The 12,310-nt window shown below is 47.8% G+C and carries 10 protein-coding genes; 5 read left to right on the forward strand and 5 right to left on the reverse strand.

What is annotated here, in order from left to right; translation table 11 throughout:
• Nucleotides 1-26 precede the first annotated feature (26 nt).
• Nucleotides 27-1,334: an MFS transporter gene (locus AAC022_RS03550; protein WP_339728052.1), complete on the reverse strand. Its 1,308-nt coding sequence runs from the start codon at nt 1,332-1,334 to the stop codon at nt 27-29.
• A gap of 639 nt (nt 1,335-1,973) precedes the next feature.
• Complete coding sequence (nadA, locus tag AAC022_RS03555; RefSeq protein ID WP_339728055.1) at nt 1,974-2,963, reverse strand: quinolinate synthase NadA; 990 nt, start codon at nt 2,961-2,963, stop codon at nt 1,974-1,976.
• Nucleotides 2,964-3,168: 205 nt separating this feature from the next.
• On the opposite strand from nadA, the gene AAC022_RS03560 reads away from it, so the two are divergent.
• Nucleotides 3,169-3,993: a PIG-L deacetylase family protein gene (locus AAC022_RS03560; RefSeq protein ID WP_339728057.1), complete on the forward strand. Its 825-nt coding sequence runs from the start codon at nt 3,169-3,171 to the stop codon at nt 3,991-3,993.
• Between the two features lie 48 nt (nt 3,994-4,041).
• Here AAC022_RS03560 and AAC022_RS03565 read toward each other — a convergent pair whose 3' ends face one another.
• Both AAC022_RS03565 and AAC022_RS03570 read right to left on the reverse strand, forming a co-directional pair.
• A complete protein-coding gene (locus AAC022_RS03565; RefSeq protein ID WP_339728059.1) occupies nt 4,042-4,506 on the reverse strand; it encodes a hypothetical protein in 465 nt (154 codons plus the stop codon).
• A 67-nt stretch (nt 4,507-4,573) separates the two neighbouring features.
• The gene (locus tag AAC022_RS03570; protein WP_339728061.1) at nt 4,574-5,521 is read right to left on the reverse strand and encodes a DUF1559 domain-containing protein; all 948 of its coding nucleotides are present in this window, start codon (nt 5,519-5,521) and stop codon (nt 4,574-4,576) included.
• A 560-nt stretch (nt 5,522-6,081) separates the two neighbouring features.
• Between AAC022_RS03570 and AAC022_RS03575 the strand changes: the two genes are divergently transcribed.
• Nucleotides 6,082-7,419, forward strand: a complete 1,338-nt coding sequence (locus AAC022_RS03575) for a cytochrome c (protein ID WP_339728063.1) — start codon at nt 6,082-6,084, stop codon at nt 7,417-7,419.
• 40 nt (nt 7,420-7,459) lie between these two features.
• Here the strand turns inward: AAC022_RS03575 and AAC022_RS03580 are convergent, their stop codons facing one another.
• A complete protein-coding gene (locus AAC022_RS03580; protein WP_339728064.1) occupies nt 7,460-8,719 on the reverse strand; it encodes a CPBP family intramembrane glutamic endopeptidase in 1,260 nt (419 codons plus the stop codon).
• 374 nt (nt 8,720-9,093) lie between these two features.
• Here AAC022_RS03580 and AAC022_RS03585 point away from each other — a divergent pair, with 374 nt between their 5' ends.
• From AAC022_RS03585 to rpmA, 3 genes are all read left to right on the forward strand, one after another.
• Nucleotides 9,094-10,551, forward strand: coding sequence for a serine/threonine-protein kinase (locus tag AAC022_RS03585; RefSeq protein WP_339728065.1), 1,458 nt, complete (start codon nt 9,094-9,096; stop codon nt 10,549-10,551).
• 489 nt (nt 10,552-11,040) lie between these two features.
• Complete coding sequence (locus AAC022_RS03590; protein ID WP_339728066.1) at nt 11,041-11,877, forward strand: hypothetical protein; 837 nt, start codon at nt 11,041-11,043, stop codon at nt 11,875-11,877.
• Nucleotides 11,878-12,035: 158 nt separating this feature from the next.
• Complete coding sequence (rpmA, locus tag AAC022_RS03595; protein WP_339728067.1) at nt 12,036-12,287, forward strand: 50S ribosomal protein L27; 252 nt, start codon at nt 12,036-12,038, stop codon at nt 12,285-12,287.
• The last annotated feature ends 23 nt before the right edge of the window (nt 12,288-12,310 follow it).

Below are 12,310 nucleotides of genomic sequence, written 5' to 3' on the forward strand. Positions count from 1 at the left end.
TATTTTAAACGCGGGGGCATCAGGAATTAGTTCCCCATTGTAGCCGCTAATTCTTTCTCTCCCGTTTTGATGGAAATTGCTGTTTCTGTTGCCAGACGGGCTTCTTCTTCTGTTTCTTCATTAAACCGGACGAGGAATGTCAGGAAGGAACAACTGGTAACGATGGCGCCCAGAATAAAGAGAGCCGTAGGCCAGTTGATGGCTTGGGTTTTGAACAGGAATCCTGCTGCCACAGCCCCGGCATTTCCACCAGCGCCCACAATTCCAGAAACGGGACCGAGTGCTTTTTTATTGATGAATGGTACGACGGAGTAAGTCGCCCCTTCTGACATTTGCACAAACAGACTGAAGACAATCAGTGCTGGTAACGCCATGGCGAGAACATTCATCTGTGAAAAGACCATCAGGGCAATCCCTTCACAGAAAATTACGATGAATAACCATTTAACGCGGCCACTGAGCCCCCATGTTTTTCCGAAGCGATCACCAAAAGCGCCACCCAGGGTACGGGCAAAAATATTCATTAACCCAAACATACCAGCAAACAGACCTGCCATTTTGATGGCTTTGGTGGTATCCATATTTTTGAAGTAATCAAAGTAGTCCAGAAAGTAGAGAGCCGCGACATTGTTGATCGTGAGTTCAATTCCAAAGCAGGCACCGTAGATCACAAACAAAGCCCAGACACGATGGTCTTTGCAGGCATTCATAAACATGCCTTTCTTTTCTTCTTTTTGTGGCAATTTACCTGCTGCTCTCAGTTCTTTGAAATTCCCGTCCGGGGTGTCCTGAGTCAGAAAATAATAAGCGACACCCGTTAAAGCACAAACAAGACCGGCTAAGAACATCGAAGCCCGCCAGCCGAGAGATTCACTGAATCCAAGTACGCTGATAAACATCGTGAAAATGAGTGGCATTATAATTTGGGTAACACCACCACCCAGGTTCCCCCAGCCGGCCGTGGTTGCATTAGCCGTTCCCACACAGTTCGGTGCGAACATGACCGAGGTGTGATATTGAGTGATCACAAACGAGGCACCAATTGCACCAATGGCAATGCGGAAGATCAGAAATGTGGTGTAGTCATGGGCGAAACCAATTCCCATGACGGGGATTGATCCCAGGATCAAAAGCCAGGTGTAAGACAGTCGCGGGCCGATATGGTCACAGAGCCAGCCTATAAACAGTCGGGCAATGACTGTAATGGCAACTGAGCCGATAATACACCAGCCGATTTGCTCTTTGGTCAGCAGCATTTCTTCCCGCACCACCTTCATCAACGGTGCGATTCCAAACCAGGCAAAGAAACAGAGAAAGAAGGCAAACCACGACATGTGAAATGCCCGCATCTGGGGCGTCGTAAAATTAAACAGATTGATTCTAGTTGCTTTGTTTGGGATTTCCATTTCTTAAACGCTTTCTTGAAGTGGGTCTCAATGAAGAGGTCTGATTCTGCTCCTCTCACTTTTCTCTCGTGCAATTACCTGCGAGACAATGCGCGCAATCCTTCTGTAGGAAGTAATAAAGAAAAAGGGAGAAGAGCTTGTATCTCTTCCGCAAGCTGAGGAGGGGAGCGCTACTCTAATTGCTTGCACAAAAAATTAGTTGGATTTCAGTGGCTTTGTTGTCGGAAAATGATGCTGTTGTATTTCTCTCAAGTTCATGACTGAATCCCCTGATAGCGCAGTAGAGATTGCAGTAGGCCTGCTTCTTATGATGCATGATCGTAAGAAGTTAAATTCAATGTCATGATAGAAAGGCAAAGCATGTGCCAGAAAATAAGTCAACTATCTTTAGAAAGTAGGGGGGGGCGTTATCCAGGCAGAAATCCCCTATTATTAGAGGACGATATTGTCTTTTTGTGACTCAAAAAATATTAAGCGGCCCGAATGTTCAGTCTAGTTTCTGAGCAGGGATTCGTGGAAATGCTTATTGAATAAGCATTTATTTTGTGCAGATGGGCAATTCGATGTCTACTGAAGCAGGCTGCGTTCCAGGACGTCTTTTGCTTTATCGAAATAGGGCTGCCAGACAATTTCCGGTTTTCCATACTTCAGACAGTCACGGACTTTCTGCAGCGTGTTGAGGGCCATGTGCGGACAGCGATTGCAGGCACAGGTTTCACCGGTAGAAGACATGATTCCGGGAACCGGAAGAAAAGTATGCTGCGGCGCCGATTTCTGAAGCGGGTGAATCATATTCGCTTCGGTGGCAATCAGGAAGGTTCCCGGTTCTTTGATTGCCATCACATATTGCCGCAACTTCTCTGTTCCGCCGACGAAATCAGAAACTTCGAGAATCCGATGAGGACATTCGGGGTGCGCCAAAACCAGCGAACCGGGATTGTTCTTTTTGGCGCGGAGCAAATCCTGTACACTGAAGATCTCGTGGACCATGCAGGAGCCAGGCCAGAGAATCATGAGGCGTCCCGTGACTTCCTGAAGATACCGCCCCAGGTGTTGATCGGGCACAAACAGAATCTCTTTGCCTGCGGGGACGCGGTCGATAATTTCTCGTGCATTCCCACTGGTGACGATCCAGTCGCACAGACTTTTAACTTTGGCCGTCGTGTTAATATAGGCAACGGTTTCAAAATCGCGGCCTTCCGCCCGCAGTTTTTCCTGAAACTGGAGCAGGTCTCCATATTGACAACTGTCAGCCAGAGAACAGCCTGCATTCAGGTCCGGTAACAAAATTGTCTTTTCCGGGCTTAGAATCTTGGTCGATTCGGCCATGAAATGGACACCTGAGAAGACGATGGTCGATGTCTTCACCTTGACGGCATCGCGGGCGAGTTTCAGGCTGTCGCCGGTGAAATCAGCGATCTCCTGGATATCACCATCAATGTAGAAGTGAGCCAGTAGTGTCGCATCTTTTTCTTTTTTGAGGCGATCGATTTCGTCCATCAGATCAAGCGGATCTTCGTAGACTGCTTCGGAGTTATCGATTGTTGGCAATGACATTTGCTCAGGCCCTCAAAAAATCAATTATTCAAAACGGAACTTGCTATACGGACAAGAGATCGCCGTCAAAAGTTCAAGACTTCATTTCACTTAATACTGGAGAATCTGAAGCGATTCCGGTACAACTACAGTACTATTGTTAACGGAAAACGATTCTCGTCAAGACGCTATTATTCTATATCATTGTGTGAAGGTTGAGAACTCTATGGCAGATCAATCATTGCGAATCCTGGTTTTTGGGGCTCACCCTGATGATTGTGACATCAAAGCGGGGGGAACGGCTGCCTTGTATCAGCAGGCGGGACATACCGTTAAATTCGTCAGTGTGACGAACGGAGAATCGGGCCATCAACGGCTTTCAGGGACTGAACTAGCGGATATCCGTCGCGCAGAAGCGACGGCCGCGGGAAAAGCACTGGGACTTGAATATCAGGTACTGCAAAACCGGGATGGCTATCTGCAGCCGACAATTGAAGCGCGGTTTGAGATTATTCGCCTGATCCGCACGTTTCAGCCTGATCTAATTTTCACGCACCGACCCAATGATTATCATCCCGATCACCGTTATACCTCTCAACTGGTGTGCGATGCGGCGTATATGGTGACGGTGCCTCCCATCGTACCCGATGTACCGGCCCTGCGAACCAACCCGGTGATCGCATACTTATCGGATCATTTCACGCGTCCCTACCCCTTCTCTCCGACGGTGGTCGTCGATGTCGAACCGGTATGGGATCGACTGGTGGACGCGCTGGACAGTCATCGTTCTCAGTTTTATGACTGGCTGCCTTATAATCATTTTTACGAAGATGAAGTGCCTGCAGACGAATCTGATCGCAAAGCCTGGTTGAGTGAAAAAATGAAGGCGCGAATTGCCCCTCTGGCAGATCGTTATCGTGATTTGATCATTCAAACTTACGGCGAACAACGAGGCAACGAAATCCAATACATCGAAGCTTATGAGCCTTGTGAGTATGGCTCACCTCTCTGCTCTGAGAAGATTAAGACGTTGTTTCCATTTTTGCCATAAGTTTTGATTTACAGAAAAGACGAGTCAAATAAGCAAGCCAAGATTGTTTTATTTTCGACTCTTCAGATCAAAGGTGAAGTCATTCTTTCCCTCAGCCACGTCTGCTTCCAGGCCCGATGTCAGAGCATTGCTATATTTATCGGGAATGAGCGACTTTCGTTTCACGCCGGCTGCATACTCTTCTGCCGTCGGATCATTCTCAAATGCCGTGATCACCACTGCGTAGCTTCCTGGTAAGACACCATCGCCCGCTTCAAACGTAGATAACTGCACGCGACCAGTCGTATCAATCTGACCGATGGCAGGCCGCTTCACATTTCCTTCGCTCGAAGATTTTGGCTGAAAGGTCACAGTACCTTTGGGCAATAGTTTTCCATCAATGGTCACGGTCCCTGTGACTGGAATGGTTTTCGGCCGTTCATTACCACTGCAGCCTGCTAATAGAAATGGGAGCATCGGGATCAGGAAAAATAAACATGTTAATCGTTTCAGATTTTGAGCAAGTTGAGTCATCAAACGAATGATCCTCCCCGGATTTTATGAATGGACTATTAGAGACATCAGAAATGCAGGTGGTGTTTCAAAATTCGCCGACCACTTGCTCATCGTCTTTGTCTCCCAGATAACACCATGTTTCATAATCAATATTTTCGCTGATAAATCGCACACCACCATCGGCCATACACATGTGGACTCCGCCAACATGACGGCTCATAAAACCGCCCATATAGGCATAGCAGGAATCAATTCGGGTGTTTCGAGATTTGGGGCAAGCCGTATATGTTTTGAAATAATTCGGCGGAGTATTCGTTGAGCCAATATGCATATGAGATGCAAAATACATATTGAACGTACTGTAGATAGGGAGCGTTTCTCCCACCAGAAACGTGTTACTCGTACCATCGGGACAATCACGGAATTTGTAGGAAAGGCGGCCTCCATTAAACATGCCGGGAGCTTCGACACTGGCACGTGCGCCTCCCGTACTTTTACAGTTGATATTCGGGGTTAATGCGGGAATGGGGCAGAGATTCATATTCAGCGGCCCAGCAGATGGTTTATAATTTGCGCCGAGAGAGTCTCCGGTGCCTGGTGTATAACCTGCTTCTCGCGAATTGGGAAAGAGCCCGCTATCTTGATCCGTAGGACACATTAAAACAGTCGCTTTCCAATCATTGAGCGCTGCCGGATTATTACCCTGGTGATTCGGAATCTCGAAATTGATTTTATTATAAAGGGGGGCTTGATCGATGTACGGAAGTAATGATTCAATCCAGGTATGACAGTGTGAAATCCCAGAAGTCCCGCCACAATAGGAGGCTCCAGGAAAGCCACCATGTGCTTCGTGGTAACTGTGGAGCGCGATGCCAAGTTGTTTTAAATTGTTTTTACATTGAGACCGTCTCGCTGCTTCACGTGCCTGTTGAACAGCAGGAAGGAGTAATGCAATCAGAATGGCAATGATGGCGATGACGACTAATAATTCGATTAATGTAAAACCACGCTTCTGCCAGGGATGAAGGTTCATTGTTCTTTTCCTTTGTAAAAATAAAGAGAAAGTCAGAATTGACAGGAAAAATTCGATCCAGGGACGCATCAGTTTTCAGGTACTCGAATGAGTATTTATGAAGAAAGCCGTAATATTTCAGCAGCGGTCTATTTTTTTAATGGAACCCTTCTGTATCTCAAAACTTAATATGCCGATTTCTAAAGTGCACAATACAGCAGTTCATTAATATACACCTGGATAATTCGTTAGTCAACAAAGATTTACGTTAAGTGGGCAAATATTAGATAAGGCTAATTTTACAGGGATTTGCACTTGGTTTGATGTGATGCTGGAGTCACGATGCGCGAAACAAGCAGAGTATTTCAAGGAGCACAACAGGAGCCGAATTTCTGGGCAGACTCAAAAACAGGTGTCGTATTTCTGTCACTGCAGTTTGAGATTTAGATTCGCCATTTTAAAAACACGTACTAAAATCCATTGCGATACAGAATGCTGTTAAAATTGATATACTGGTGTTTGATTCTTTCTCGAAGCAGTTGATCCATTTTTTAAAAACGAAACTCAATACGGTGGCGCAAATGCGAATGATCTGTATTTTAAGTTTGTTGTTCTGTTGTGGGGGACAACTCGTCGCAGAAGAAACCTCTGCCGATCGGGGTTACCAGATATTGACATCCAAAGCCTACCTGCCGCCTGACTTTGATCAGGCCGTGCTTGAGGATCTGTGGAAAGTCTGGCCTGAAGAACAGCGTGCCAAGGCAGAACAAGCGACTCCCGAAGAACGTCGCGCGATGATCTATTCCTATTATGGCATAATGCAGCGTCCCGGTTCGGAAACGACGCCGCTCGGATACGTGGTCACACCAGAACAGAAATGGGTCATGAACTGCTTTACCTGCCATGGAGGAAAAGTGGCAGGGACGGTCATCCCAGGGGCACCGAACAGTCACCTGGCTCTGCACACACTGACGGAGGATGTGAGCAAGATAAAATTGCAGCAGTTGAAAAAATTGAGCCATATGGATTTGGCTGCGATTGGGATTCCACTGGGGACGACTCATGGGACAACCAATTCCGTAATCTTTGGCGTGGTTCTCGATTCGCTCCGCGATCCTGATATGAATTTTGATCGAACCCGCAAGGTTCCTCAGTTATTACATCATGACATGGATCCGCCAGCCTGGTGGAATGTGAAGCGGAAACAGAAAATTTATGCCGATGCTTTCATGACCAAGAATCATCGTGTCTTAATGCAGTTCATTCTGATACCGCGAAATCATGCCCAGAAGATCAAAAGCTGGGAAGCCGACTTTGAAGACATTCTGGCGTATATTGAATCACTGGAAGCCCCCCGCTATCGCTGGCCCGTTGATGAATCGCTGGCGCAGCAGGGCAAACAAATTTTTAATGATCACTGCGCACGCTGTCATGGTACCTATGGAGACGATGGAGACTACCCTGAGAAAACGGTCGCGATTGCGGAATTGAAAACGGACCCGGTACGGTTGCAATCGTTGCCGCCCGCTTATCGAGCCGCATTGAATCAAAGCTGGCTCTCGCGTTATGGGAAAGATCCGGTGGTGGAAGATCCGGGTGGCTATGTGGCTCCCCCGTTGAATGGCGTTTGGGCGTCTGCCCCCTATTTTCATAATGGATCGGTGCCCACTTTATGGCACGTGCTACATCCGGCAGAGCGTCCGAAAATCTGGAAGCGTACTGAAAACGGCTATGACAAACAGAAAGTGGGCCTGGAAATCTCCTCATTTCCCAAGCTGCCAGACAACTTATCGATCAGGCAAAAGCGAAGTTATTTTGACACTTCGCAGTTTGGCAAAGCGGCGAGTGGCCATGACTACCCCAACGCTTTGAATCCGTCAGAGAAACGGGCGGTACTCGAATATTTGAAAACGCTTTGACGTCGCGAAAATGCTCTGTGCTTACGCGATCGGTGGATGCTTACTGCAATCCGAACAGCCCCATCATCGCCAGGAAGTTCAGATAGAGCAGAGCCAAACCAGGGTAATATCCCAGGGCGGCTGGCTTTCGCTCGAGTGTGACATTTTCTTCGGACGGCGGTCGTTCGTTCGAAATATAACCGGGAGTCCATTCGCTGCCCGACGGCGTGACGTATTTCGCTCGTGTCTTCCAGAGGTAAACGCAAACGACTGCAACGAACAGCGCCGCCGCTACAGTAATCAGCGGGTGGACGGCCTGTGTTTCATCGCCCAGTTTCGCGGCTTGATCGGGAAGTTCAGTGACCAATTTCGCCATGGAAACGGCAAAGGCATTGTTCAGGAAATGGACTAGCATCGGCGCCCAGAAGCTCCGCGTGACGTAGTACGCAAAATGCATGAACATCCCTAAGGGAATGACCGCGATCACATGAGCGGGATGTGCATGTACGAGACCAAACATGATCGATGTAATCAGAATTCCAGGTATCAATCCCCAGCGCGCCAGAAGTCCGCGACCAATCACGCCGCGAAAGACAATTTCTTCTCCGATGGCAGGAAAGACGGCAATCACCAGTATCAGTGCCCACAGGGGACTGTTTTCGGCCATCTGCTTGACCATTTCCATCGTTTGCAACTCGTTGAACCGTTTCAACAAGGGAATCTGTTCGGCGAACGTGCTCCAGGCATCGAAGGCGACGCGGTAAAATTCGCCCGAAAGCATGGACAAGGGTAAAACGGAAATGAGCAATAACAATCCTGTTGAGACGGAAAAGGGTTGCAAATTGATTTTAGCTAAAACCCCTTTGCCCAGTCGCAGACTAATGGCAACGATGGCGATTAAGACAAAGATGCCCTGCTCGACTCCCGCCATCTCAAGCGGATGATTTTCAAAAAATTCCTTGAGATGTTTTTGAATTGTGGCCGCGTTCTGTCCCAGATTGGATGTCGTCATCAAATAAATAAATGCGCCGACGATAAAGAGCATGATACCCGCGAAATGCGCACCAAAGACACCGAACATCCAACAGATCGATTCAAACAAACCGGGCCCCGGCGGTTTCCTTGAAAGGCGGTTCGTTTTGGTTTTCTCTTCAGAGCGTGCGGTCTGTAATGCGTTCTGGAAGACCTGGTCGAGTTCGGTTGCGGCTTGATCGGGGGCTGAGGAGATCGCTCCCTTTTCGGCATCCGGGTTATCTAAGAATTCCAGGTCCGTCAAATCGGATTCCGGATCATCGGAAGGAGTATTATCAGGAGCGGTCATAGAGAATTTCTGCTTCAGGGTGATTGGTTGGTTGACTGTTTCAGCATGTCTAAAACGGTGTGGTCGACGTAAATTGTATCAGTCAAATGGTATAGGGTCCCTGATATAATGAAATAGCACATCAGCCCCTTGCCTTTCAGTCTATGTCTTTATAGTCCCATTTCAGAAGCGCGAATTCGAGTTTTTTTCAGGAAAAAGGAGATTCCGTGCAAATAATGAGTCTTCCAGAGCGAATAAGAGAGTGCAGCAATCCCTTCTCAGAGAGAACTCGTTATCGCTTTTACCTCAAAACCGGGTATGATATTAGCAGGGCCAGATTTATGAACGAGTCATTAACTACAGATGCTATCTGTTCTGTCGAGCAAGTTTCAGAAATGTTACCAGATCAAGATCTTGAAGAGGATACAGCCGAGCAAAACTGCCAGTTGCATTATTGCGCCAATTGCAATTCGACCTTTTTTCAAGAGGCAGGAGTCGAGCACTGTCCCACGTGTGATGCCAAAGTCGATGGGGTGATGATTTCCGATTTAGAGGAAACCATTGTGACACATGATCTGGCGGACCGACTTTCAGAGCAGTTGGAACCAGAGACCGATCTGGACGATCCGATTGCCGGGACCGATCTGCACGTCTATCAATGCAAGTCGATGATTGGTCGTGGTGGGATGGGAATGGTCTATCTGGCAACGCATCGTGATTTGGGAAGACGTTGTGCCCTGAAAATCCTTAAGCCGCGACTGGCGGAGCGTGATCCTGATTATGTCCGACGTTTTCTGCACGAAGGCCGCTCCGTTGCGACCTTGAATCATCCCAATATTGTTACCGCCCATGCAATTGGAGAAGAACGCGGCTATCGTTTTCTTGAAATGGAGTTGATTGCCGGCCGGGCTTTAGGTCGCGTGGTGCGCGAAGATGGGCCTTTGAGTGCACTTCATGCGACCTCTTTGATAGCACAGGTGGCTTCCGGCCTGGGAACCGCGCATGCCAAAGGAATTATCCATCAGGACTTGAAGCTGGAAAATATCCTCCTGACCACATCTGGAGTTCCGAAGATCGCTGATTTTGGCCTCGCGAAACGGATTACAGCTGACGACAGAGCTGCATCGCAATATCTGGCAGGCACGCCCAATTATATGGCGCCAGAGTTATTTCAGGGGAGTGCTGCTACTGCGACCTCTGATGTCTACTCGCTGGGGGTCTGCTTTTTTGTCTTATTAACGGGACAGCTTCCCCATCGAGGTGAGACTTTCAATTCACTGATTCAGGACGTGACGTCTCAACCTGCACCAAGCGTGCGTGATTTTTGCCCCGAGATTCCTTTGGAAATATCGGAATGTGTTTCACTGATGTTAGACAAGAGCCCCGCCAATCGATTTCAAAATGGTTTCATGGCGGCACTCTATCTGAATGCGGTTCTGGGACAGGTTCAAAATATCGAGGCGATGCTGCATGAGGCATTTGGCAACAATCAGAATGTCTCTTGGGTTAGAGATGGTTCGCAGTACATTTTGGAAGTCAAACAAGCTGCGAAACGAAGACAGACGGTTTTCATCGAACCGAGTGATCATCAGATGCAGGAGCGACTCTTGTTGATTTACAGCACCTGTTGTGATGCGCAACCGGAATACTATGAAGAAGCACTCAGGTTGAATGCAGAAATCTCGCACGGCGGGATTTCGATTCGTGAAGTCAATGACGAATCGAAGTTTGTGATGGTTGATACGTTTCCCCGCTCTTCTGTTGGTGCGGACGACATTCGCAAGAGTGTGATGGCAGTGGCACACCATGCCGATGAAATTGAACATCAGCTCACAGGGCATGACTTGCATTAAGTCATCTGCATCGAGAGAGCCAGGCTGATGCTCAGCCGTCTGTAGTGGTTATGCTGCTTGTTCGTCTTTTCCCTTCTGGGTCAACGATCCAGTGATTCCTTCTTTGGTCATCTTGGAACTGCTGGCAGCATCGGAATTCCAGGAAACGATCTTATCGTTGTCTCAAACCACAGTTCCGGCCTGCTTTTGCCGATGAATTCACTGAGATCGTAAATCAAAAGCTTGACCACCCATTCAAACCACTGATATAGTCAGTATGGGCGAATCAGACTCGATTGCGATGCTGCAAGAGTTAGTTTGTCTGTTCCAATGTGCAGGTCTTGGTTTCAGTGAGGCGCATCTTGGAGTGGAAGCCTCGTTGTTTCAGCTCAATAAGAATTTCTCTTTGATTCAGCAAGCTTTTGCGGGAATCTGGATCACTGAGTCGATATACTGATACTTTCGAAAACCGTACACAACCTTGAATCGTCAGCCGCCCTGGGGTATTTCATGCGTCATTCTCTGAGACAATCCGTTCTGGCAGCCCTGTTTTGTGGTTGTCTGGCTCTTACTTCTGTGGGAAATCAGAGCTTTGCTCAACAGAAGACATTGAATCGTGGATTTTCGATCAAGGCCGACATCACGGCTACGGGGGAAGAACGTGCCGCTCAGAAATCGCTGTGGGTGCTCGATGCGACGTTTAAGCCCATGCGAATGGCTCGAATGGATTTGACAAACCTCAAGACGGGCAAAAAAGAGAAAACGCTCGTCTGGTATATTGTCTACAAGTGTGTGCTGCGACCGATTGAGCGTCCGAGTGATAAAGATGAATTTACACCGGAAAATGCTGAGGTCCCTCCACCAGGACCGGCATTGTTTGTTCCCGAAGTGACACTGATTACGAACGACAATGGCCAGCAAAAAAGCTATCCCAACCAGATTCTTCCCGAAGCCGAAGCGATTATTAACAAACGGGAACGCAGGCAATTCAAAAACGCAGTTGATATTATCGGTGAGCTCCCCCCTCTTACTCCCGCTGATTCCAAAGGCGAACAAGCAATCTATGGTGTTTGTACTTGGACAGGCGTCGATTCGAGTACGGATTACTTTACGCTGTTGTTTTCAGGGCTTTCCAATGGTTACAAAATAGTAGATGGCCCTGATGGCAAAAAGTTAACCCGGCGAAAAGTGCTCGTGCAGCAGTATTGGCGGCCCGGCGATGAGTTCGGTCAGCAGGAACGCGAATTTCGCCCTAAAGGCAGACCCTATTGGGCTTACCTGTCTAATGATCCAGAAATTGCTGCAAAAGAGCTGAATATCGATGATTCCACAAAGGCAACGCCCTGAATCTCTGGTTTCTTACTGGAAAATAGCAGGAAGTTGTCTGGAAAACCGATTATCTCTTGCAAGTTCAGGCCTGATTCGCCAAGATACTGCCTCAAATAACATCTTTTATTGAATTCGCCCCATTAGTGGGCAACTTTTGCTACCTGAGGATAAAAGCAATGGCTCATAAGAAGGGACAAGGATCCAGTCGTAACGGACGCGATTCACAAGCACAACGCCGCGGAATTAAAAAATTCGGTGGTGAAAGCGTCCTCGCTGGAAACATTATCGCACGGCAATGTGGTACCAAATGGCATCCCGGAAAAAATGTTGGTTTAGGACGAGACTATACCATCTTTTCTCTGGTTGAAGGCAAGGTTTATTTCGACAAAGAAGGTCGGCGTATCAACGTTGAGCCTGTATTGAACTAAATCTACTCCGCGACAAGACACAT

This window comes from uncultured Gimesia sp. (assembly GCF_963976445.1).
Lineage (GTDB): Bacteria > Planctomycetota > Planctomycetia > Planctomycetales > Planctomycetaceae > Gimesia.